This is a genomic window from Pseudomonas sp. DC3200b2 (genome assembly GCF_049895785.1).
Classification (GTDB): Bacteria; Pseudomonadota; Gammaproteobacteria; order Pseudomonadales; family Pseudomonadaceae; genus Aquipseudomonas; species Aquipseudomonas massiliensis.
This window is the reverse complement of the sequence record NZ_JAFCTA010000010.1, coordinates 1-22,433: the sequence shown is the minus strand read 5'-3', so window position 1 is coordinate 22,433 and position 22,433 is coordinate 1. Positions and strand designations below refer to the sequence as shown.

18 protein-coding genes and 2 pseudogenes are annotated in these 22,433 nt (G+C 56.8%); 7 read left to right on the top strand and 13 right to left on the bottom strand.

The genetic code is table 11. From position 1 onward, the window contains the following. Positions 1-40 precede the first annotated feature (40 nt). The 4 genes from ACP691_RS20645 to ACP691_RS20630 form a co-directional block, all read right to left on the bottom strand. Complete coding sequence (locus ACP691_RS20645) at positions 41-2,506, bottom strand: heavy metal translocating P-type ATPase (RefSeq protein WP_232430876.1); 2,466 nt, start codon at positions 2,504-2,506, stop codon at positions 41-43. Positions 2,507-2,675: 169 nt separating this feature from the next. Beyond that, on the bottom strand, positions 2,676-3,140 hold the full coding sequence (locus ACP691_RS20640; RefSeq protein ID WP_040259199.1) for a DUF411 domain-containing protein: 465 nt from the start codon (positions 3,138-3,140) through the stop codon (positions 2,676-2,678). A gap of 121 nt (positions 3,141-3,261) precedes the next feature. Beyond that, positions 3,262-4,650 carry a heavy metal sensor histidine kinase gene (locus ACP691_RS20635; RefSeq protein ID WP_040259200.1) on the bottom strand — a complete coding sequence of 463 codons (1,389 nt, stop codon included), beginning with the start codon at positions 4,648-4,650 and terminating at the stop codon, positions 3,262-3,264. Further along, positions 4,647-5,321 (bottom strand): heavy metal response regulator transcription factor, encoded by a 675-nt coding sequence (locus ACP691_RS20630; protein ID WP_040259201.1) that lies wholly within the window; start codon positions 5,319-5,321, stop codon positions 4,647-4,649. Before ACP691_RS20630 ends, ACP691_RS20635 begins: the two co-directional genes overlap by 4 nt. 393 nt (positions 5,322-5,714) lie before the next feature. Between ACP691_RS20630 and ACP691_RS20625 the strand changes: the two genes are divergently transcribed. The 3 genes from ACP691_RS20625 to ACP691_RS20615 are packed head-to-tail and all read left to right on the top strand — an operon-like array spanning position 5,715 to position 11,413. Continuing rightward, entirely contained in the window at positions 5,715-6,974 is a 1,260-nt protein-coding gene (locus ACP691_RS20625) for a TolC family protein (RefSeq protein WP_040259260.1), read from the top strand. A gap of 40 nt (positions 6,975-7,014) precedes the next feature. Further along, complete coding sequence (locus ACP691_RS20620; protein ID WP_040259202.1) at positions 7,015-8,256, top strand: efflux RND transporter periplasmic adaptor subunit; 1,242 nt, start codon at positions 7,015-7,017, stop codon at positions 8,254-8,256. A gap of 19 nt (positions 8,257-8,275) precedes the next feature. Further along, on the top strand, positions 8,276-11,413 hold the full coding sequence (locus tag ACP691_RS20615) for an efflux RND transporter permease subunit (RefSeq protein ID WP_040259203.1): 3,138 nt from the start codon (positions 8,276-8,278) through the stop codon (positions 11,411-11,413). A gap of 11 nt (positions 11,414-11,424) precedes the next feature. On the opposite strand, the gene ACP691_RS20610 is transcribed toward ACP691_RS20615, so the two are convergent. From ACP691_RS20610 to ACP691_RS20595, 4 genes are all read right to left on the bottom strand, one after another. After that, positions 11,425-12,336 (bottom strand): cation diffusion facilitator family transporter, encoded by a 912-nt coding sequence (locus tag ACP691_RS20610; RefSeq protein ID WP_040259204.1) that lies wholly within the window; start codon positions 12,334-12,336, stop codon positions 11,425-11,427. Positions 12,337-12,484: 148 nt separating this feature from the next. Continuing rightward, the gene (locus tag ACP691_RS20605; RefSeq protein WP_040259205.1) at positions 12,485-13,810 is read right to left on the bottom strand and encodes an OprD family porin; all 1,326 of its coding nucleotides are present in this window, start codon (positions 13,808-13,810) and stop codon (positions 12,485-12,487) included. A 205-nt stretch (positions 13,811-14,015) separates the two neighbouring features. After that, positions 14,016-14,345, bottom strand: coding sequence for a DUF2790 domain-containing protein (locus ACP691_RS20600; RefSeq protein WP_088776173.1), 330 nt, complete (start codon positions 14,343-14,345; stop codon positions 14,016-14,018). A gap of 363 nt (positions 14,346-14,708) precedes the next feature. Further along, on the bottom strand, positions 14,709-14,987 hold the full coding sequence (locus ACP691_RS20595; protein WP_040259206.1) for a hypothetical protein: 279 nt from the start codon (positions 14,985-14,987) through the stop codon (positions 14,709-14,711). A 224-nt stretch (positions 14,988-15,211) separates the two neighbouring features. Here ACP691_RS20595 and ACP691_RS20590 point away from each other — a divergent pair, with 224 nt between their 5' ends. After that, on the top strand, positions 15,212-15,577 hold the full coding sequence (locus ACP691_RS20590; protein WP_040259207.1) for a hypothetical protein: 366 nt from the start codon (positions 15,212-15,214) through the stop codon (positions 15,575-15,577). 4 nt (positions 15,578-15,581) lie between these two features. Here ACP691_RS20590 and ACP691_RS20585 read toward each other — a convergent pair whose 3' ends face one another. Then, positions 15,582-16,292: a hypothetical protein gene (locus ACP691_RS20585; protein ID WP_232430877.1), complete on the bottom strand. Its 711-nt coding sequence runs from the start codon at positions 16,290-16,292 to the stop codon at positions 15,582-15,584. 662 nt (positions 16,293-16,954) lie between these two features. Continuing rightward, positions 16,955-17,725 carry a MarR family transcriptional regulator gene (locus ACP691_RS20580; protein WP_040259263.1) on the bottom strand — a complete coding sequence of 257 codons (771 nt, stop codon included), beginning with the start codon at positions 17,723-17,725 and terminating at the stop codon, positions 16,955-16,957. A 779-nt stretch (positions 17,726-18,504) separates the two neighbouring features. Here ACP691_RS20580 and ACP691_RS20575 point away from each other — a divergent pair. The 3 genes and pseudogenes from ACP691_RS20575 to ACP691_RS20565 all read left to right on the top strand — a co-directional run. After that, a pseudogene (locus ACP691_RS20575) lies at positions 18,505-19,391 on the top strand (IS3 family transposase); the annotation flags it as partial. Between the two features lie 254 nt (positions 19,392-19,645). Continuing rightward, on the top strand, positions 19,646-20,731 hold the full coding sequence (locus ACP691_RS20570; RefSeq protein WP_426154012.1) for an IS110 family transposase: 1,086 nt from the start codon (positions 19,646-19,648) through the stop codon (positions 20,729-20,731). Between the two features lie 16 nt (positions 20,732-20,747). Further along, a pseudogene (locus ACP691_RS20565) lies at positions 20,748-21,044 on the top strand (IS3 family transposase); the annotation flags it as partial. On the opposite strand, the gene ACP691_RS20560 reads toward ACP691_RS20565, so the two are convergent. The 3 genes from ACP691_RS20560 to ACP691_RS20550 all read right to left on the bottom strand — a co-directional run. Then, positions 20,983-21,654: a type IV secretion system protein gene (locus ACP691_RS20560; RefSeq protein ID WP_426154010.1), complete on the bottom strand. Its 672-nt coding sequence runs from the start codon at positions 21,652-21,654 to the stop codon at positions 20,983-20,985. The pseudogene ACP691_RS20565 and the gene ACP691_RS20560 sit on opposite strands and share 62 nt — an antisense overlap. A 9-nt stretch (positions 21,655-21,663) precedes the next feature. Continuing rightward, positions 21,664-21,996, bottom strand: a complete 333-nt coding sequence (locus ACP691_RS20555; RefSeq protein WP_426154008.1) for a hypothetical protein — start codon at positions 21,994-21,996, stop codon at positions 21,664-21,666. A gap of 20 nt (positions 21,997-22,016) precedes the next feature. Continuing rightward, on the bottom strand, positions 22,017-22,433 hold a 417-nt coding region (locus tag ACP691_RS20550), incomplete at its 5' end, for a type IV secretion system protein (protein WP_426154006.1).

Here is a 22,433-nt window from a genome sequence, read left to right as displayed (position 1 = left end):
CTCCTTCAGCGAATACGCTGTCTAAACCGCAGCTGTCGTGTCACCGACGCAAGAGCCGCAGACCATTGAACACGACGAGCAGGCTCGCTCCCATGTCGGCGAAGACTGCCATCCATAAGGTGGCGATGCCCGACAGAGCCAGTGCTAGAAAGACAACTTTTATCCCCAATGCCAGCGTGATGTTTTGCTTCAAAATGGAAGCGGAGCGACGACTAAGCCGAATGAAATCAGCGATCTTGCGTGGGTCATCATCCATGATTGCGACATCCGCGGTTTCAAGGGCCGTGGCTGTCCCAGCGGCTCCCATGGCGAAACCGATATCGGACTGCGCCAAAGCAGGGGCGTCGTTCACACCGTCCCCGACCATCCCAATGTGGCCATATCGACGTTTGAGCTCAGCGACTGCGGTCTGCTTGTCCTCTGGCATGAGATTTCCGCGTGCATCGGTAACACCTAACTGATCAGCGATCGACTTCGCCGTCGCGGGGTTGTCACCCGTCAGCATCACCGGGACAACGTTCAACGCCTTCAGCGCAGCGACAGCTTCGAAGCTCTCGGGCCGAACGGTATCCGCGACCCCGAATATTGCAGCGGGACCTTCAGCACCACACAGCACGATGACCGTTTTGCCCGCATTTTCGAGCCGTGAAAGCCTGGCCTCGAGCGCCGGAGAGCACACTCCCAGTTCTTCAACCAATCGGTGATTACCCAGGTGCCACAGTTGGCCATCAATGAAGCCTTTCACGCCTCGTCCATTCAGCACACTGAAGTCGCTGACAAGCAGGGTCGAAACGCCAGGTTGCTGGGTCTTCCACCCATTGACCAGTGCTTTCGCTACGGGGTGAGTACTCTGTTCGTCCAGACTGGCCGCGATCAACGTGGCCTTTTCGATCGGCAGGTCACTGAAGGTTTCCGCGTCCGTTAAAACAGGCTTGCCCTGGGTCAACGTGCCGGTCTTGTCCAAGGCAACCACTTTCAGCAGCCGACCGCTTTCAAGGTACACCCCCCCCTTGATCAGGATGCCGGAGCGGGCAGCTGCGGCAAGGCCACTTACCACGGTGATAGGCGTGGAGACGACCAGGGCACAAGGGCAAGCAATGACCAGCAGGACAAGGGCCTCATACAGCCACCCCCCCCAGGTGCCCCCCAGCAGCAACGGCCCTAAAACAGCGACCAAGAACGCTACCAACACGACCGCCGGTGTGTAGTAACGCGCGAACTGATCCACAAATCTCTGCGTAGGTGCCCGCTGGGACTGTGCGTCCTGGATCGCGGCAGCGATCCGGGCAAGGGTGCTTTGGCCTGCTACTGCGGTGACCGTAGCCTCAACGATGCCGTCGGTCACGATACTGCCCGCATAAAGCGGATCGCCAACCACCTTGTCCACGGGGAGGCTTTCACCGGTAATAGGGGCTTGGTCGAGGGCTGCACGACCAGACTCCACCGTCGCATCCAATGGCACCCGTGATCCAGTGCGAACACGGATGCGGCTGCCAAGCGCGACAGCTCCGACAAGCTGCTCTTTCCAGCCCCCTTCGCCCATGACTTCCGCAGTCTCTGGGGCCAATGCGGTCAATGATTTGATCGCGTTACGCGCTCGCTCAAGCGACAGTGCTTCGATGGCTTCGGCAATGGCGAACAGGAAAACCACCATCGCGGCTTCCGGCCATTTACCAATCACGACGGAGCCCAGGACAGCCAAAGACATCAAGAAGTAGATGTTCAGGGTGAAATTCTTCACCGCGATCCATCCCTTCCTGAGGGTAGGCACACCGGCGGCAAGAATGGACACAGCAGCCAAACCCATCACGGGCCATGAGCCTTCCTGCCCCGTTGTCCAGGCGATGGCTTCAGCGGCCACAGCCGCGACGCCGCTGACAGCCAGCAGCCCTTTCAATCTCTTCGTCAGCGCCGGCGGGGCAGCTATTGGCGGGGCTCCAGCCTCGATAAGGGTAGGGCCCATGTCCAGCGCAACCAAAGCGCTGACAATCGCTTGCGGATCATCCAGCCGATGATGCACGGTCAACTCGCGACTCAGTAGATTGAAATCGAGCCGGGCGATGCCGGGCATCGGCTCCAGCCGATTACGAATCAGCCGCTCTTCTGTCGGGCAGTCCATCTTGTCGATGCGGTACCGGACCTGAGTAGTCCCTTCAGGGCCTGGAGTCACGGAACGTGGGACGATCGCTTCCGCTGCGTGCGCTCCCTGGGAACAGCAGGTATCCGCCCCGGCGGTCCCATGTGCATCGTCATGGTCATGGTCATGGTCGTCTGTGCACTGACCGTGGCCGTGACTTGAATCGTCGGTGCACGCCCGCTCTAACGTGCTGCCCTCAGCCGGGCAGCACGGACCGGTAGGAGCTGCACCGACAGGGTCATGGAGATGCACGAAGGAGCTTTTAGCCGGCAGCTTCACCAGGGAATCGCGCTTGGAATTCGCACCACAACATTTGTCCTGCTCAGGAACGGGACGCAGCGTCGACGAAGGCTTATTTTCTTGGCTCATAAGGCGCCTGCTAACAAGGAAATAAGGCCATTCAACAGCCTGTAGTAGCTACAGGGTCAAGCAAAATCGAAGATTACCTGTCTCGCACTGCACTGATGTGAAAAAGGTACCGCGCCGCGAGTGCAAGGAAGCCACGCGCAGCGGTAGGTCAGCGATGTGCTGGAGGCAATCAACGCGCGGGGTAATCAGCTACTACCTCCTGCTCACCCGACTTTTTTAATCCGAGGACCTGGTAGGCACTTTTGCGCTCACCCGCTTCCATGCCGGGCGAGCCCATCGGCATGCCTGGGGCGGCAACACCGACGAGGTCGGTCCGACTGGCAAGTTCTGCAATTTGCTGTACCGGTACGTGCCCTTCGATAAATTTCCCCTCCGTTACGCCTGTGTGGCACGACATAAGCTTTTCAGGCACGCCAAGCTTGGCCTTCACAGCGCTCATGTTTTCCTCTAAATGGTCATTTACCGTGAAGCCATTGTCCCGGAGGTAAGCAATCCACTTGGAGCAGCAGCCACAATTGGGATCCCTGTACACATCAATCAACTGAGCAGTACTGGCCTGTGCGATTGACGCGGTAAACAGCACCGTGAGTAATGCTACACGTGGTCCAGCGCTAACAAGATCTTTGAATTTCATAGCCGCATCTCTGAAAAGAACCAGTTCAAAAACATTAGAGCACTTGCCTACGTTGACAGGGGCATGCACGCCTGGCGCCACCACCCGTCGGATCGGCCCGGAAATCTGTAAGGTGGCCTCGTTAACGTGTATTCGCCCTAAACTGCAATGTAAACGTCGTACATACGCCCGGTGCACTGCAGGCGCTCACTTCTCCCCCGTGTAGGTTCATGATACTGCGGACAATAGCAAGTCCTAGCCCAGTGCCCCCCTGCTTACGCGAGCGGCTTGAGTGCACACGATAAAAGCGTTTGAAAATGTGAGGAATATGTTCCGCTTCGATCCCGGCGCCTTTATTAGCAACCGCCAACCGGGTGGCCTCCGCATCCTGGGTAATGTCTATGGATACCACTTCACCGTGCGGACTGTGGCGTATCGCATTGGAAAGCAAATTGGATATTGCCCTCTGCACCATGAGCCGGTCGCCCTGGACCTCCGCTTCCCCGTGAAGGGTCAATGAGACAGACTTGTCTTCCGCCACATGGAGGAACATTTCTGCAATACGACCTGCCTCCTCATGTAACCTGATTGTTGTGAGCTGTAATGAGGAAGGTTGCGAAACACTGGCGAGGAACAGCATTTGCGAAACCATCTGTGACAAACGCTCCAGTTCTTCCGTACAGCTTTCCAAAGCCTGCTTGTAGCTTTCGGGTGAACGCTCCCGCGAAAGGGTGACCTGCGCCTTCCCCATCAGATTGTTTATGGGCGTACGTAACTCATGCGCCAGATCATCGCAGAAGTGGGCCATCTGGCTGACCTCGGCATCCAGCCGATCCAGCATGACGTTGATAGCCTGGGCAAGCCCTTCAAGTTCTTCCGGCAACCCTTGCGTCTGCATCCTTAAAGAGAGCTCCCGGGCGGAAACGCTTTGGCTGACTTCGCGAAAAGCCATCAACGGCTTCAGACCCCGCCGAACGAGCCACCAGCCAAACCCTCCCACCATTATCAGGATAAGCGGTAAGACCAGCAGCGCCGATTTGAGGTACGCATTCACCAGAAGCGCGTCATCCTTGCGCTCTAATACCAGAAATACTTTGACGGATTGACCTCCACGCAGATTGACCTCTTTGGATACCACCAGCATTTCATAGCCTTCAGGCGACACCAGACTGTGGTAGCTCTGGTCGCTATTAAGCTCCGCCAGAGGCAGCGCTTGGCCTGCGGTCGAACCAACACTGAGTAGCCGCTTACCATCGGTAGCGGTTTCGTCGATCATCAATGCTACATAGTCATGACCCGCGACTTGATCGCGAAGGTTATGTGAGTGCAAAACGATGTCGGCTTTGGTTGCAGCGGTTTCCTGAAGCGTGTGCTGAATCTGTTGGAGCTTCTCTGCCAAGCTTTCCCGAGCGCGAAGGTCGAGCTGATGGCTGATCTCGAACCAGGCCAGGATAACCATGGCGATCACGACAAAGGCACTCAGAGCCCCCACGCTCAACCCCAATCGCGTGGATAGCCGTCGTGGTGTCATTCGCGCAGCTCCAATACATAGCCAACACCTCGCAACGTATGGATCAGTTTTTTCTCGAAGGGGTCGTCTATCTTTGCCCGCAAGCGCCGAATGGACACCTCGACCACATTGGTGTCACAGTCAAAATTCATATCCCACACCATCGAGATAATTTGCGACCGCGTCATCACCTCGCCACTGTGGCGCATGAGCAGGTGAAGAAGGGCAAATTCCTTGGTGGTCAAATCAATGCGCTTGCCACCGCGAAAGGCACGATGCCGCCCTTGATCCAGCTCAAGATCAGCCACCGTCACCACATCGGGCGTGCTGGTTTTCTCGCTTCGGCGAAGCAACGTGCGCACCCGCGCCAATAGCTCCGGAAACTCGAAAGGCTTGACCAGGTAATCGTCGGCACCGCTCTCCAGCCCCCTTACCTTTTCGCCAAGGCGTCCACGCGCAGTCACCATCATGACCCGGGTATCGTGCGTTTTCCGGAACTCTTCCAGTACCTGCCACCCGCCCATCTCGGGAAGGTTTACGTCCAATATAATCAAATCGTAGTTTTGACTTCGCGCGAGGTACAAGCCATCTACACCCGTACCGGCAATATCGACCACATACCCACTTTCACTTAATCCCTGGTGCATGTATTCGGCAGTCTTTTGTTCATCCTCTACAACCAAAATCTTCATAGCCAATTTCCAAAATAACGTACAACTTTTAATCGAGCTTTCACCCAGCAATAGCCCTTAGCATAAAGTCTGTAGCCGCTTCAGGGTCAAGGTTTGTTTTTTAAAATCAGCGATTTCCAGCACATTTTCATGCCGATTGCAAGCAGCGGCCGCCTCGCCTTCATCAATAATTGTTTCAAAAAGTGTCCAATTCGCATTACCAGAATAAATATAGCCGAATACTCATGAGAACTAGTTAGATAACGAAATTGTAATGCTGCCGCAACGCCTTTGATAACCACTGTTTTCTAAATTGCCTTCGCCACAGTTCGGGCTGATGAGGTCTGGCTATTTCCAAACTTGTACAGAGGTCTTGTTGTGCTCAGCCATAGCAGCGCTTTCGCTTTCTGCTCAATGTCCCGATTCCCGCGCTTTCGCTGGGCGCTTTTGGCAGCCCTACTGCCGTTCAGCCCAATAAGCCTGGCCGCCCCCGCTTCGCTGTCCGAAGCGGTAAAAACCGCTTTTTCCAATAATCCGGACCTTGCCGCAGCCCAGCGCGAAATCGGTATAGCCGAAGGCGAGCGTGTGCAAGCTGGGCTGATTCCCAATCCGGTGCTGTCTTGGGAGACCGAGGACACCCGGCGCGCTACCCGCACCGAAACCATCACGCTAAGCCAGACCCTTGAGCTTGGTGGTAAACGTGGTGCACGCATAGATACCGCGCGTTTTGGCCAATCCGCTGCGGACCTGGCGCTGTCGCGCCAGGCTGATCTGCTGCGAGCCGATGTCACCCGGGCTTGGTTCGGGGCGTTACGTGCAGATACGGCACTGGCCTTAGCCAAAGAAGCTCAGGCGCTCGCGCGCAGAGGGGTTGAGGTCGCTCAAGGGCGGGTACGTGCTGGCAAAGCATCACCGGTGGAAGCTACGCGTGCGCAGGTTCAACTTGTGGAAACCGCCCTTGGCGTCAAGCGTGCGCAAACGGAACGCGCTAATCAATACCGCGCCCTGTCGCGCATATTAGGCCTTGCGGAGGGCGAGGTTACTGCATTGCCAGCCAATACCTCGCCGTCACCGGGCCTTCCTCCTGCCTCCATCGCGCTGCAGGCGATGCTTGGGCGCAGTACCGAGTTGCAACTGGCGCAGACGCGAATGGACCAAGCCGACGCCGCTTTGAGCCTGGAGCAGCGTAAGCGGATACCCGACGTCACGCTAAGCCTGGGTAGCCAGTACCAAGCGGTCGAGCGTGAGCGCGTGAATGTCATAGGCGTTTCGGTGCCATTACCACTGTTTGACCGCAATCAGGGCAATGTCTTGTCCGCCTCACGTCGAGCAGACCAGTCGCGTGACCTGCGTGTCGCGGCCGAGTTGAGTTTGCGCAGCGAAGCAGCGACCGCGCTCGACCAATGGAGCACTGCGGCAGTGCAGATACAAGGTTTCGAACGGGACGTTTTGCCCGCTGCCCGGCAGGCCGTTGATGCGGCTACCCGGGGGTTCGAGTTAGGAAAATTCGGCTATCTCGAAGTGCTCGATGCTCAGCGCACGCTGATTGGAGCACGCACCCAGTACCTCGATGCCTTGGCCACCGCTACGGAGGGCCGGGCATCCCTGGAGCGGTTGCTGGGTGACGTGGCCGCGTTGAGCCCCGCTTCGGCAGACATTCCCATTTCCCACTGACTATCTGCCGCCTCGCTGATGCCGGGGCTTCGGAGCTTTAATGAACAGAAAAAACCACGCCGCCCTGGTACTGGGCGTACTGGCGTTGCTTGCCGTCATCGGGGGCGCCGTGAGTTCGGTTGGGCCGTCCTTTGCCCGGGAAAGCTCGGCGCAACCCATATCGCCGGAAGCACACGGTGCAGCGGAAAGCCATGGCGAAGACGAGGCGGAACATGCACAAGGCGAACACGCCGAGGAGGGCGGACACGAAGAAGAAGGTGCCTTGAAACTCACTGCGGACCAGATCAATGCCGCTGGAATAGAGGTCGTGATGGCCGCCGCCCGCCCCATGCGGACCTCGGTGAGCTTTCCCGGTGAAATTCGCTTTGACGAAGACCGCACCAGTCACATTGTGCCGCAACTTGCAGGCTTCGTTGAAAAGGTCAATACCAACCTAGGCGAAACCGTCCGCAAGGGGCAGGTACTGGCAGTGATCGCAAGCCAGGATATCTCCCAGCAACGGAGTGATTTGAATGCAGCAAGCAAGCGTCTGGAGCTAGCGCGCATCACCTTAAGCCGGGAAAAAGCCCTGTGGGAAGAGAAGATTTCTCCTGAACAGGATTACCTGCAAGCCCGACAGGCGTACCAGGAGGCCGAGATTGAGGTGGCCAATGCCAAGCAGAAGGTCAGTGCATTGGGTGGAAACACTGCCACTGCCGGCGGCAACCGCTATGAACTGCGAGCGCCATTCGACGGCGTGATCGTGGAAAAACACCTGGGTCAGGGTGAACGGGTCGACAGCACTACCACAGCCTTCGTCCTGAGCGACTTAACGCAGGTATGGGCCACGTTTAACGTTCCACCGTCCGAGCTGGAAAAAGTCATCTTAGGGCGAGAAGTGACAGTCGATGCACCCGATCTGCAAACGCAGGTGCAAGGCAAGGTGGGTTACGTGGGCAGCCTTTTGGGGGAACAGAACCGCGCCGCTCAAGTACGTGTGACCCTGACCAACCCGCAAGGCGCTTGGCGTCCTGGCCTGTTTGTGAATGTTCTTGTGGCTGCGCAGGAAGCCACTGCCCCCGTCAGCGTGCCAGAAGCTGCGCTGCAAAGCGTAGAAGACCGGCCAACCCTGTTCGTACGGACCGATGAAGGCTTCACGGCCCGTACCGTCGACATCGGCCGTCGCGATGGCGGTTACCTTGAAGTGCTCAAAGGCCTGGAAGCCGGCGAGCACGTGGCCGCAAATGGCAGCTTCATCCTCAAGTCGGAGCTGGGCAAAGCCAGCGCCGAACATTCCCACTGACGCGCGCTGAGAGTGTTCCATGTTTGAAAAACTGATTCAGTTTGCTATCGAACAGCGCATCGTGGTGATGATTTGCGTACTGATCATGGCCGGCCTCGGCATTGCCAGCTACCAAAAGCTGCCGATCGACGCTGTACCGGACATCACCAACGTCCAGGTGCAAATCAACGCAGCCGCACCCGGCTTCACGCCGCTGGAAACCGAGCAGCGCATTACCTTCCCGGTCGAGACCGCTATGGCGGGGCTGCCAGGCTTGCAGCAAACCCGCTCGCTGTCGCGCTCAGGCCTTTCACAGGTCACGGTGATCTTCGAAGAGGGCACCGACCTGTATTTCGCTCGGCAACTGGTCAGTGAACGGCTCCAAAGCGCCAAAGAGCAATTGCCCGAGGATATCGAGGCCGTGATGGGGCCCATCTCCACCGGGCTCGGGGAAATTTTCCTTTGGACGGTGGAAGCCGAGGATGGCGCACTCAACGCAGAAGGGAAGCCTTATACCCCTACCGACCTGCGCGTGATTCAAGACTGGATCATCAAGCCGCAGTTACGCAATGTCCCGGGTGTGGCGGAGATCAACACGATCGGTGGATTTGCGAAGCAATACCAGGTTTCGCCAGACCCACGAAAACTGGCGGCCTATCAGCTGACCCTGGAGGACCTGATCCTTGCTTTGGAACGCAACAACGGCAACGTCGGGGCGGGGTACATCGAGCGTAATGGCGAGCAACTGCTGGTACGTGCGCCAGGACAGGTCAGCACTATCAACGATATTGCCAATATCGTCGTCACCACCGTGCAGGGCAGCCCTATCCGGGTAAGCCAGCTTGCTGAGGTGGGAATCGGGCAGGAATTGCGCTCGGGAGCCGCCACCGAGAACGGCCGGGAAGTGGTGCTGGGTACGGTGTTCATGCTTGTGGGCGAGAACAGCCGCACGGTTTCCAAAGCGGTCGCCGCAAAGCTTGCAGATATCAACAAGACCTTACCGGCCGGGGTGAAAGCCGTCACGGTCTACGACCGCACCACGCTGGTGGAAAAAGCCATCGGCACCGTGAAGAAGAACCTTATCGAGGGGGCAATCCTCGTAATCGTGATTCTCTTCCTGTTCCTGGGCAATATCCGCGCGGCCCTGATCACCGCCATGGTGATTCCACTGGCCATGTTGTTCACGTTCACCGGGATGCTCGGCAACAAGGTCAGTGCGAACCTGATGAGCCTGGGCGCCTTGGATTTTGGCATCATTGTCGACGGCGCGGTGGTAATCGTGGAGAACGCCATTCGCCGACTGGCCCACGCGCAGCACAGGCATGGTCGCAAGCTCACGCGCACCGAGCGCTTCCATGAAGTGTTCGCGGCATCCAGGGAGGCGCGCCGTGCCCTGATCTTTGGGCAGTTGATCATCATGGTCGTGTACTTGCCCATCTTCGCCCTTACTGGCGTCGAAGGTAAAATGTTCCACCCCATGGCATTGACGGTGGTCATTGCATTGCTGGGCGCAATGCTGTTGTCGGTCACTTTTGTGCCGGCGGCCGTGGCGATGTTCGTAACGGGCAGGGTCAAGGAGGAAGAAGGTCGGGTGATGCGCACCGCACGGCTGCGTTACGCGCCGGCACTGGACTGGGTACTGGCCCATCGCAACATCACCTTCAGCGGCGCAGTGACGCTAATCCTGCTTTCTGGAGTGGTGGCAAGCCGGATGGGCAGCGAATTCATTCCCAGCCTCAGTGAGGGCGACTTTTCGTTGCAGGCGATCCGGGTACCAGGTACGAGCCTGACGCAGTCGTTGGACATTCAGCAGCGGATAGAGAGTTCGATCCTTCAACATGTTCCGGAGGTGGAACGGGTATTTGCCCGCACCGGTACGGCAGAAATCGCATCTGACCCGATGCCGCCGAATATCTCGGATGCGTATGTCATGCTCAGGCCCACCGATCAATGGCCCAACCCTGAGAAAAGCCGCGAAACACTGGTCCAGGAAATCGAAGCTGCCGCAGCACTGGTGCCAGGGAGCAACTACGAGATGTCCCAGCCCATCCAATTGCGCTTCAACGAGCTGATCTCCGGGGTGCGTAGTGACGTCGGGGTGAAGGTGTTCGGTGATGATATGGCAGTCCTGAACCAAACCGCCAATCAGATCGCCGCCACCCTGCAAAAGGTGGAAGGGGCCTCGGAAGTCAAAGTGGAGCAAACCTCAGGCTTGCCCGTACTGACCATCAACGTGGATCGGGAGAAAGCGGCGCGGTTCGGTCTGAACATTGGCACGGTACAGGATGCCATCTCCATCGCCGTAGGCGGAAGACAGGCCGGCACGCTGTACGAAGGTGACCGCCGCTTCGATATCACCGTACGCCTGCCTGAGGAGCTCCGCACTGACGTTTCCACGCTGTCGCAACTACTGATCCCATTGCCAACCCAGACGGGCATCGAACCATCACGTGTCAGCTTCATCACATTGTCGCAGGTAGCATCGGTAGAGCTGGTGATGGGGCCTAACCAGATCAGCCGTGAGAATGGCAAGCGGCTGGTGATAGTCACAGCCAACGTGCGCGGCCGCGACTTGGGTTCGTTCGTGAGCGCAGCCGCGCAGGCCATCGAGTCAGGCGTGAAGGTGCCTGCAGGTTACTGGATCGACTGGGGCGGGCAATTTGAACAGCTGCAATCCGCCGCTCAGCGGCTGCAGATCGTTGTACCTGTCGCCCTGCTGCTGGTGTTCACGCTGCTCTTTATGATGTTCAACAACCTCAAAGACGGAATGCTCGTATTCACTGGCATCCCCTTTGCACTCACCGGCGGCGTGGTAGCCCTATGGCTTCGGGACATTCCCCTGTCCATTTCCGCTGGGGTGGGCTTCATTGCCCTGTCTGGAGTGGCGGTACTCAATGGCCTGGTGATGATCGCCTTTATTCGCAACCTGCGCGAAGAAGGTCGGCCTTTAACAGAGGCAATCCGTGAAGGCGCATTAACGCGCTTGCGGCCTGTGCTGATGACCGCATTAGTGGCCTCGCTGGGCTTCGTCCCAATGGCCCTGGCCACGGGGACCGGTGCTGAAGTCCAACGGCCCCTGGCCACGGTCGTCATCGGCGGAATCCTTTCGTCGACGGCGCTTACCCTACTGGTGCTGCCAGCGCTCTATCAGTGGGCGCATCGCCGCGACGAGGAGTGATCCAGACGCTGTCAGTGCTCCGGGAGACCGGGGCCCTGCCGGTGGAAATCGCCGCGTTCGACCTGAATGGTGCAATGACCGATGTGATGGGCATGGCTGACAGCCTCGATCACAGCCGCCAGTACAACGTCTGGGTCCGCCACTTCTGACTTGATCACCACATGCGCGGTCAGGAGATTGTGACCACTGCTGACGGCCCATACATGTAGGTCATGCACGGCCTCTACGCCGCCGATCTGGAGAATAGTGGCTTCCACTTCGGCAAGATTGACCCCATCCGGAACGCCTTCCAACAAGATATTCAGGCTTTCTCGCAGCAACTGCACTGTACGCGGCAGGACCCAAAGGCCGATACCGACAGCCACCAGCGTATCTACCCAGGTCCAGCCTGTGAAACGGATGACCAACGCCGCAACAATGACCCCTAGCGAGCCGAGCATATCGGCCCAGACCTCCAGATACGCCCCCTTCACGTTGAGGCTTTCACCGCTGGCGGAGGCCAGCAAGCGCATGGACGCAAGGTTTACCAGCAGGCCAGCAACGGCAATCCAAAGCATGACATTGGTGGCAATTTCCGCCGGCAGGAAGAACCGCTGCCACGCCTCGTACAAGATGTACATGGCCACCAGGAACAAGAGCATAGCGTTGAACGTTGAGGCCAATATTTCCAGGCGGGCGTACCCGTAAGTCCGCCGGCGATCAGCGGGTCGTTTGGCAATTTGCAAGGCCACTAATGACAAGGCCAGTGCTGCCGCATCCGTAAACATGTGTGCGGCATCGGAAAGCAGTGCAAGGCTTCCTGTCACCCATGCACCGATGACTTCAGCCAGCATGATGCCTGTGGTCATTGCCAAGGCAATAACCAGTTTTTTCTGATGTCCTTCGCGAACATCGCCATGGCTGTGCGAATGGCCTGCACCCATCGGTGCCTCCTTGAATCGATAATAGGAATACGAACGTTGGGTAACGCCTCACTGCGAGGGTTCCTACGATTTCACGTCAGCGGCAGGGGACAGAGAGGGGAGGACGGCAGAGAGAACAGCAAGCTGGGCGCCTGCTGTCCTAGGGGGGTCAGAGCACGGAAAGCGGGTATTCTACAATCAGGCGGATTTCATCCAGATCCGATTCAAATGCGGTGGCACGGGTGGTCGCCTGACGCAGACGGAACGAGGCATCCTTGAGCGTACCACTGCGTACGACGTACTTCGCCTCGAGGTTACGTTCCCAACGCTTCTGGTCAGAGAGCGGATTGCCATCACCATCGCGACGCATGTACACATCGTTTGCCCCTGAATAGTCGGCATCACGCCCTTGGGCGTAACGCGTCATGAGCGTCAAACCGGGCACGCCAAAATGGCCCATGTCAATTTGGTAGCTGACCATCCAGGATTTTTCTTTCGGCGAGTTGAAATCGCTGTATTGGATAGAGTTGTTAAGGTATATGGAGTCCGATTGCCGAAGATAATCGAAGTCATCGCTCCCGTTGTTCTTCTGCGCTGAAAACGCCAGGGTATGAGGGCCATAAGTAGCGCCAATACGACCACTGAAGATATTGTTGCTGAATTCACCCAGCAAGCGCTTTCCTTCATCGGTAGCATTGTAATAGTTAAAGTCCGCGAACAGCGCAAGGTTGTCGTTTATGGGGTAGCTGTAGTTGACGCCAAAGTAATGCTGGTCCCAGGCGTCCTTGAGGCGACCGGTGTATAAACCCAGCGTGAGGTTTTTATTCAGCTCGTAATTTCCCCCTACATATCCAGCCCAGGGCGAATCGACTGGCCCTGCGTAAAAGGTCGCAAAATTCTCGTTAAGACTTGTGTCCTGTGGCTGGCTCATGGCGTGGACCCGGCCGCCCATCAGTGTCAGCTTGTCGATACTGGTGTTGGTAACGGTAAACCCTTTAAAGCTTTCAGGCAGCAACCGGGAATCACCGGCGGCCAGAACCGGCGTGTAGGGGGAGACGTCTCCGACGTTGATAACGGTATCAAATAGCCGGGCTTTGAGAGCTCCACCCGCTTTGACATATTCATCATCTGCCCGTCCGTCATCATTGACGGGCATTACATTGATACTACCGCCCGGGCCATAGCGGCCTTTACCGCTATCGAGCTTCAAACCCACCATGGCGAAGGCATCAAAACCAAAGCCTACTGTGCCGGCGGTAAAGCCGGATTCGAAGCGGGCGATGGCTGCCTGGGCCCAGGCCTCGGAGTAGCTGTCGCCGGACGCATCGGACTGCCCCTTACGGTAATCCCGGTTTATATAGAAATTGCGATTAAGTATGTTCAAGCTACTGCCCTGGATAAAGCCTTCTTTGGCTTCAACGGCATCCTCGGCATTGGCCTGGCAAGCCAGCACGGCGCACAATGCGCTCAGGCTGAAAATTGGGATTTTGTACATCATCTGCTCCTGATTCCTTGGCAGTACCTGGATAATAAGGCTGGGCAACGTTATAGCGCGCTCCATTTATTGTTTACCGCAAAGCGGTACCACCATCTTCAACGGAATAGGATAACGGCAAGGTGATCGTAGAATTACAATTCTGAAATGTTCGATATAATTCTACATTCACTAAAGCTCAAAAGTCCGAGTGCAAAAACCAACCTTAATGCCTGGTGCGGCATTCACCTTGGTCGCGGTACCGAACCGATTGAGGCTCCCCTTGCGAGTCCTCAAAGCTCATGATTTTACTGACGACTCCGCAATATATTACAGGGCGGGAAGTGTAGATCAGTTTTGCTACATCCAGCTTCATACCGTAACGGTAATCCACTACCTCTGGTACGGGTTTACCCGTTTGCTGGGAATAGGCTTCCAAGGATTTCTGGTTTTGTTTCTCAATTTCCAGGTCCAGTGCTTTAGGGTTAGCTTTCGCCAATGCGACGGGAGCGAGCAAAGCCATCACCACTGTCAAAATCATGTTTTTAGGTTTCATTCTGGAGGTGCCTCGTTTCAAGTTGGAGGTATTATCCAAAACGCTTCCTAACGAGAGGGTTGCTTGAAAATGACAATCCAGAAATAAAAAAAGCGCTCGATGAGCGCTAAAAAATTCACCTCCAACCAAAGGAGCAGAAAGGTGAATAGGCCGCACGTGAGAACCGCAGGAGCAATCCACATTCATGCATTCCCTATAATAAGCTTGTATTAATAACCTAAAAATGATCGAAAAATTACAATTTTGTAATGAATGAGAAATACCATCACTCTAAATTCCCTATTTGCTCAGCGGCATCACACCAGCGGTCTAGCCAATTAGACTTACTTGGGAATAATTAGGATGGCCCTACGTAGCTACCCATCATGGCCGCCTCGCACAGAGGTAACCCGGTCCCGGCATCAGGGCCAGCTGCTGCCAGAGGGTGCCCAGCCGCGGACCGGCCGCCGAATACGCCGGACCTTGTAGCGCCGTGCTGTCGCAGGGAATCACGTCCTCCAAACTGAAACGCACATAACCGTATTCGGCGTTGGCCAGCTGCAAGGCACCCTGCGCATCAAACGCGGCATACACCGCATCTTCCCCGATCCAGAAGGCACGCAAGGGGCGGGCCAGGGTCCAGACTTCGTTAGCCGCTTTCATCTGTATCCTCCTTAGCGTCAGCCCCTAACGTTAGGCCAAGGATGGACGCCAGGGTCGTTTACAGCGACGAAATGATCAGGTAGCGCCTTCGGTTTCAAAACGCAGGGCTTCGCGGCGGATAGCGATTGCGCGCGCCGTTCTCCAGGATGGCGACAGCAGGCCCATTCCCAACCACGCGCTTAGGGTTATACTGTATATTCATACACTATAACCGGACAGCCGCCATGGACGCACAGCCTTCAAACTCACTGCCCGCGCCCGACCAGGACGCGTTCTCCCTGGGTATCCCGTCCATGCTCGCCGCGTGGAAACACCACTGCACGTTGCTCAATCATGAGCTGGACGAGGCGTGCCGCGAACTCGCCAATGGCCGGCGCCGGATCGCCCAGCTGGTGACCCAGCACGACAGCGACCAGCAGCGGCTCAAACACCAGCAGGCCCGGATCGGTGAGCTTGAAACCGAAGTGAAGCGGCTAAAGGACCGGCTTGTCGCCGCCATGGCCCGTGAAGCCGCCGGCAACAGCGCCGCGATCTACGAGAACGCGTACCACGGCACGCCGGCGGCAGCGCGGCTTACAAGCCATCCCTGAGACATTAGGCCTCCTCAATGCCAGTATGGTGGCGATACCACTCCCACCACTGGTGCAGCAGGGCCAGGCGCTCGCCATCCACTTGCGTCACCGTCGGGGGCGGGCCATCCAAAGTGCTGTCGCGGGGCTCATCGCGGCGGGTCAGGCGCCAGTGGGTCACCCCGCTGATGCCCAGTGCCTGGCGTTCGTCGTACCAGCGCGCTCCGCTCAAGCTGAACGTGCACCGGTGCAAGTCACCGCCATACGCGGGGCTGTAGACGATGTATTCGAGCTCTCCCTGATAGTCATTCCAGGGCAGGGCGTCGCTACAGGCCACCCAGCCGTGCCCCAGCGGCAGGATCAATTCACACGGCCATACCGTTGACCACAGGTCATTGCCCCCCGTTTGCCGGCCCATGGCCGGCGTAGCAGGGTCGGGGCCACCGGTAGACGTCCGGGTATCCGGGGCCTTCAGCGCGCCCGCCAACGCCTGGTGCGCGCCGGCCGGGTTGAACACCGGTCCCCAGTCGTCCAGGGTGTAGATCGGGCCGGTTTTGGTGAGGGTTACGCCGGCCTGCTCGCTCGCCTGGGCGGCCAGGTGCGTCACGGTCTTTTTATCGAGGCCGGTCCTGGCTGCGACCTTGACCAGGGTCGCGTCGGGCGTTGCCTCGATGGCGGCGAGGACCGCGAGCATTCGGCGCAGGTCGCCTTTAGGGTAGGTCGCAATCACGGTCATCACAGTTCAAAGGTGCGTTTAATGCACCTACTGTAGCCAGAGCCACACGCCTTGTCACGTTGAAAAAAAGCCGCGTACCGCCGCCGTGACGATTGCCGCGTCAGCATCATCATCCGGTCAGGCCGGGGGCTCAAAACGCATGCCTTCACCGAAGGCACCGTGCGGACGTTCAAACGCTGCCTGCTCTGAAAGCCTGCGCGCACGCGCGCCCGGTTGAGGCGCAGCCAGGCGAGGCCTGGCTGGGGCGATTTATCCGGGTCTTGGCGCCCGTAGGGTGGCCGCAGGCCAGGGCAGGGCGGGGACCGCCCTGGGCCGCCTAGACAGGCTTTAGTCGGGACTGAAGTTCACCTGTCCACGCCGTGCCATCGGCACGAAATGCGTGGGCATTATGCTTTACGAGGGGGGGCTCCACACCTCGTAATTCCCTGTTTTTCCGGGACGGGTAACTGAAGAGGGTATAAAATTCCATTTATTTCAAAGCCTCCACAAGCCGCCGCGCTGAACGCTCCCGGGGCGGGCGATTCGGGGGCAAAATCGGAGGGATTAGGGCAGTTGCCTGGCCGGGCGATACCCGCTGGAAACCTCGGTTAAAAACGCACTAAATCGCAGGCGTGACAACGCCTCCGCGTGAGCGGATACGGATTTTGGGCAGAACAGGGGGGTTATTTGGCTTTGTTGGCCACCGACGCAAAGAGCTTGTCCATCGCGCTCTGGACCTTGTTCGCGGCCTTGACGGCCGTGTTACCTCGCGTCTCGGGTTGAGGCTGGACGGGCGCCTTGCGTGGGCGCTCTACGCCGGCCTCGCGCGCTTCCTTCGCCTGCCAGCGCTCCCGGGACACCTCACGGCGCTGGAGCTCCAGGGAGTGGCGTTCCAACTCGGCCATGCGCTGTTGCCCGATGTCGCGCAGCGCGGCGTCACGGCGCTTCTTGGCCGACTTCTGCACGCGCTCGTAGACGTAGGCCAGACCCAGGTCTTTCCAGAACAGCTTGGTGAAGCGCACCAGAACACGGGTGCGCACCAGGTGCAGCCCGTTGTCGTCCCTTTCGTCCAGGCGCACGCGCTCGATGCGACGGTACACATAGCCGGCATCGTCCAGGGTCTTCAGCAAACGGCACAGCGCCGGCGCGGAAATGCCGGCATCTTCGGCAATGCCGCGCTGCGTATTGAGCACAAAGCGCCCGTTCTGCGGATCGATGTAGCCCAGCACACTGGTGGCCAGGTCCAGGCGCACCAGCAGCTGCTCGGCCACCCGCTCGATCGCGCAGAATTTCTCACGGCGGGTGCGGCGATCACCGTGAACGCCGTCCAGGCGGCGCAGGTAGCGGCCGCGGTAGCTGACCATGTTGCTCAGCCGCTCATAGGCGCTACGGATCAGGGGGTTTTTCAGCTGCTGTTCGGTGAGGTGACGCGGCGCGGCATAGCGGGCAGGCATCGGCCGGCCGGGGCGACGCAACGCGGAATGAGGGTCAGAGGGGGCGAGCCTGACGGCCTTGAGGTGGCTCATGCTTCACCGCCTGGGGCTCTCGGGCCATGCGCTGCGGTGAAGCTATTCAGGTCTGGGTGTCGCTCGGTGTACAGGCTAAAGCCGGGGTACGGCACAGCCTGCGGAGGAATCTTTTCCATAAGTCCGCCATTCAGCGGTGAGCCACTTAGGATCACTTTTTGGGGCTTGCACGAAGCCGTGGTGATCGCCATAATTGGCTCACGTTATGTGTGCTGGACAGGTACCCGATCTCAAACAGGCCTGTTCAGGATTTTCCAAAAAGCCCCGGCGCCAACCGGGGCTTTTTGGTTTCTACGATTTGGTTATCTCACTCAAAATCTCTTTCTATCTGGTTCACGTCGGCCTCTAAACGGCTGCGCAAGCACCGGCGTACAGCGTTCGGGAACGCAAAGTGCGTGAACACTATCACCACAGAAATTTCTCTGCAACGAAAACGCGTCGGCACTAAGCCACATTTTCTTTGCTATGCATAGCAAGCTAGAACGTCTGAAGCCCCCGTGGCGCCTAGGATTCACTTCAATTCGTTACGTAAGTTATGTAAGTTACATAACTTATGTAACTTATTCGCTTTCGCCGTCTGGCTCCCGGTTGGCGCGGGGTTCAGCCTGAGAAGCGTCTTCTAATAAGGCAATTATTTCAGCCTTGTGAATCGCCCCTGGTTTCATAGACACCTCCATGCCTCATAATAAGGCCCAAAAGGAGGCGCCATGAGTCGTCAGCGTTATACCGAAGAATTCAAGATCGAAGCGGTCAAGCAGGTGACCGAGAAAGGCAGACCTGTCGCCGATGTGGCCCAGCGCCTGGGCATGTCCGTTCACAGCCTCTACGCCTGGATCAAGCGCTATAGAAAGCCCCAGGAGCAGCGTCAGCAAGACGATGATCAGCAAGCCGAGCTGCGTCAGCTTCGCGCTGAACTCAAGCGCGTGACCGAAGAGCGAGATATTTTAAAAAAGGCCGCCGCGTACTTTGCCAAGGAGTGCGGCTGAAGTACGCCTTCATCAAGAAGCACTCGATTGATTACCCGGTTCGGCGCCTTTGCCAAACCCTCAGGGTGCACCCCAGCGGCTACTACGCCTGGCTGGCCGAGCCTCAATCTGCCCGAGCAAAAGAAGATCAGCGCCTGCTTGGCTTGATCAAACACGCTTGGTTGGAAAGCGGAGGCGTGTACGGCTACCGCAAAATTCACGATGACCTGCGTGAGCTGGGAGAGGCCTGTGGGCGAAATCGGGTTGGGCGCTTGATGCAGGCGCAGGGGCTGCGTTCGCAAACGGGCTATCGACGGCGCCCAGGGTTTTACGGCGGAAAACAAACAGTGGCCTCGCCCAACCACCTTGCGCGACAGTTCAAGGTCAGTGAGCCGAATAAGGTCTGGGTAACCGATATCACCTATGTCCGCACCTATGAAGGCTGGCTGTACCTGGCAGTCGTGCTGGATCTGTTCTCCCGCCAAGTGATTGGTTGGTCGATGAAGCCCAGGATGTGCAGCGACCTGGCGATCGACGCAATGTTGATGGCCGTTTGGCGACGCAAGCCTCAGCAGCAAGTGATGATTCACTCAGATAGTAAGAATGTCATGGCCAGTGTTTCCGGATGGTCTGACTCACACAGCGATGGACCAATGATGGATGATCTGGTCGTGAAGTGTCTCGGCTGGTCTGACCCACACTCTGATCGACTCTGTGTCTTTCCTTGGATCTGTCGGCCAACCGGGAACACTGCACGTTGAGGTGACCGCCTCGCCGATACGTGTGACTCAAGAAGGGCCTGACGCCACGTCACTTTACTGTCTTGTCCAGGTATTCGGTTCGAGCGAATCAGTCTGTTACTACAGAACCGGAGCGACCAACCATGGGCGACGTCAAGACCGGCAATACTTCGACGAAAATCGTAGGCGGTGTGGATACCCACAAAGATCTGCACGTGGCCGCAGTTGTGGACGAACAGGATCGTATCCTGGCCAGTGAAAGCTTTGCCACCACCCGTCAAGGTTACAAGCAAATGCTGACGTGGATGCGCTCGTTTGGTGAGCTGACGCGCGTTGGCATCGAATGTACCGGAACGTACGGTGCCGGCCTGCTGCGCTACCTGGAGCAGGCCGGCATCACTGTTCTCGAAGTGACCGCGCCTGATAAAAGCGATAGGCGTAAACGCGGCAAAGACGACACATTAGATGCCGGGAATGCTGCACATGCGGCCTTTGCAGGTATTCGTACGGTGACTCCCAAAAAGCGAGATGGAATGGTCGAATCGCTGCGTGTGCTCAAGGTTTGCCGCAAGACCGCCATACAAGCTCGCCGCGTTGCGTTGCAACTCATCCAGAACATCATTGTCAGCGCACCTGATGAGGTTCGTGAGCCGCTACGCAAACTGACGCGTATGCAATTAATCCGCACACTGGCAGCCTGGCGTCCAGATTTATCAAGCTATCGTCAGGTTGCACCTGCCTATCGGATCGCTCTAAAGACGCTGGGTCGACGTTATCTTGAACTGCATGACGAGATCGCAGACCTGGATGTGATGATTGCTGGCTTGGTTGACGAGCTCGCACCAGAGTTGGTTTCCCGCAATGCCATTGGTTACGAGACAGCTGCCCAGCTTCTGTTGACGGCGGGGGACAACAGCGATCGTTTTCGCTCAGAGTCCAGCTTCGCGGCCCTTTGTGGTGTGAGCCCGGTCCAGGCCTCTTCAGGAAAGGTAACGCGACACCGTTTGAATCGAGGTGGTGACCGTGCCGCGAACAGTGCTTTGCATATCATCGCCATAGGACGTATTCGGACAGACGCCCGTACGCAGGCTTATGTCAGTCGACGTATCGCTGAAGGGCATTCGAAGCTGGAGGTTATCCGGTGCCTTAAGCGCTACATTGCGCGCGAGGTGTACGGCATCATCCAGAGGCGCAATTGCATTATCAATCAAAGCGCGATATCCACTTGACGCTTAGAAGGGCGTCCAAGGCAGTCAGTTCAGTAGCTCAGATTGGCAAAGCTTCCTTAAGGCCAACAATGTGATCAGCAGCATGAGCCGACGCGGAAACTGTCATGACAATGCCGTAGCCGAAAGCTTTTTCCAGCTTTTGAAGCGGGAGCGAATCCGACGAAGAATCTACGCGACACGTGACGAGGCCCGAAGTGATATTTTCGATTACATCGAAATGTTCTATAACCCTAAACGCCGACACGGCAGTGCTATGCAGCTGTCACCGGTAGAGTATGAGAAACGCCATTTTCTGAGCTTGGAGACTGTCTAGGAAACCAGGGGCGATTCACCCAAAACCACTGCTTTGTTTGATCAAACAAGGCGAAGGCTATAAACACGGGGCCTAACGCCAAAATAACCGTAGTGGCTACCTTTAATATTATCAACGTCCCCACAGCCATTAACAGAAAAGGGATTCCGCCTATCAGGTACAAAACTAATGCCTGCAAACCTAAATAAGCCGCCTTCAAGGTTGTAAGCGAAAAACTTAAAGAATCATATATTTTTTGTAGATTTTCACAATAACTTATAATCAAGGCGTCGATCTGTGTAACTTGGCTTCCTTCTTGCCCTGAAAGCACTCCCCCCATCCAGGTAGGAAGCCCAGTCACAAAAGGAACAATGGTCTGTATGTACCAATCCACGTTCCATGCAACCCCAGCAATGAAAGCCATTTTAGCGATTTCCATAACTACTTCTTGAAACGCTATATTCATACCTCGATAAAGCCAGAAAATACTCTTGAGCGTAAAATTCAGTAGCCAAAAAGTCCCGAAAAGCGCTCCAACCCCAAGCATTACCTTGGCAGTACCACTGCCAAGGATGCCGGCTAGGGAGCTGTCTACTGACTCATACAGATTCTGAGCAACATGAAGCTCCATAGAGTTCACCTACTGAGATTTTTTAAACACCTTATCTTCCATAGATACTGTGTCCCCTTCTAGTCGAAGGGCAACGGTTCCAAGAGAAGCATGTACAAGCAAAACAGTATCGGACTCAGCGACCGCCTCAAGTTTATTAACCTCTAGCTTTTTACCCATTACAGGATCGGGGTAGCTGAAATCGATGTGATACGACCCATCAGTATGAGAGATATCAAGCGAAGAACGCGATGCGCTTCCTTGGCCTTGCCAATGACCAATAAAATCTTTCCCTTTCTCTTCCCCACACCCTGCCACCAGGAAGAATGCAGATAACGAAAGGACATTTAAAATCTTTGGCATGTATATCTCCATATTTATTTCTAATCATAGTCAGGTCGAGCGGAGGTTTTTCCACTCATATAGTCTTCAAAAGACTGACCTCGATTTACGTTTTCCATTTTTTCTTGTTGCTGTTGAAGCATCTGCATGTTTGCCAATCGCATCTGCTGGTTCTGCTGTTCCAACAACTCCTGCTGATAGCGCAACTGGAGGTCTTCTTTCTGCTGCGGGGTTTGGACTTCATTGAGCTTCGCGCGCAGCTGCTCAGCGTTGCTGACCCGCTCCGTAGTGGCCTTATAATTGCGCTCCAGTGCATCCATTGCTGACAACATCCGATCAAACTTGGCTTGAACGCTGGCATTATCAGAGGTCAGGCCGTATCGGTCACGCAAACTCGCAATATTCTGTACCGTGTCGTAAACATCGGACCATTCTCCCAAAGGAAGTACCTTGTTCAC

What these genes read in the sequence shown, in the direction of transcription:
- ACP691_RS20645 (WP_232430876.1), bottom strand. Translation starts at nt 2,506, where the DNA reads ATGAGCCAAGAAAATAAGCCTTCGTCGACGCTGCGTCCCGTTCCTGAG.
- ACP691_RS20640 (WP_040259199.1), bottom strand. Translation starts at nt 3,140, where the DNA reads ATGAAATTCAAAGATCTTGTTAGCGCTGGACCACGTGTAGCATTACTC.
- ACP691_RS20635 (WP_040259200.1), bottom strand. Translation starts at nt 4,650, where the DNA reads ATGACACCACGACGGCTATCCACGCGATTGGGGTTGAGCGTGGGGGCT.
- ACP691_RS20630 (WP_040259201.1), bottom strand. Translation starts at nt 5,321, where the DNA reads ATGAAGATTTTGGTTGTAGAGGATGAACAAAAGACTGCCGAATACATG.
- ACP691_RS20625 (WP_040259260.1), top strand. Translation starts at nt 5,715, where the DNA reads ATGTCCCGATTCCCGCGCTTTCGCTGGGCGCTTTTGGCAGCCCTACTG.
- ACP691_RS20620 (WP_040259202.1), top strand. Translation starts at nt 7,015, where the DNA reads ATGAACAGAAAAAACCACGCCGCCCTGGTACTGGGCGTACTGGCGTTG.
- ACP691_RS20615 (WP_040259203.1), top strand. Translation starts at nt 8,276, where the DNA reads ATGTTTGAAAAACTGATTCAGTTTGCTATCGAACAGCGCATCGTGGTG.
- ACP691_RS20610 (WP_040259204.1), bottom strand. Translation starts at nt 12,336, where the DNA reads ATGGGTGCAGGCCATTCGCACAGCCATGGCGATGTTCGCGAAGGACAT.
- ACP691_RS20605 (WP_040259205.1), bottom strand. Translation starts at nt 13,810, where the DNA reads ATGTACAAAATCCCAATTTTCAGCCTGAGCGCATTGTGCGCCGTGCTG.
- ACP691_RS20600 (WP_088776173.1), bottom strand. Translation starts at nt 14,345, where the DNA reads ATGAAACCTAAAAACATGATTTTGACAGTGGTGATGGCTTTGCTCGCT.
- ACP691_RS20595 (WP_040259206.1), bottom strand. Translation starts at nt 14,987, where the DNA reads ATGAAAGCGGCTAACGAAGTCTGGACCCTGGCCCGCCCCTTGCGTGCC.
- ACP691_RS20590 (WP_040259207.1), top strand. Translation starts at nt 15,212, where the DNA reads ATGGACGCACAGCCTTCAAACTCACTGCCCGCGCCCGACCAGGACGCG.
- ACP691_RS20585 (WP_232430877.1), bottom strand. Translation starts at nt 16,292, where the DNA reads ATGACCGTGATTGCGACCTACCCTAAAGGCGACCTGCGCCGAATGCTC.
- ACP691_RS20580 (WP_040259263.1), bottom strand. Translation starts at nt 17,725, where the DNA reads ATGCCTGCCCGCTATGCCGCGCCGCGTCACCTCACCGAACAGCAGCTG.
- ACP691_RS20570 (WP_426154012.1), top strand. Translation starts at nt 19,646, where the DNA reads ATGGGCGACGTCAAGACCGGCAATACTTCGACGAAAATCGTAGGCGGT.
- ACP691_RS20560 (WP_426154010.1), bottom strand. Translation starts at nt 21,654, where the DNA reads ATGGAGCTTCATGTTGCTCAGAATCTGTATGAGTCAGTAGACAGCTCC.
- ACP691_RS20555 (WP_426154008.1), bottom strand. Translation starts at nt 21,996, where the DNA reads ATGCCAAAGATTTTAAATGTCCTTTCGTTATCTGCATTCTTCCTGGTG.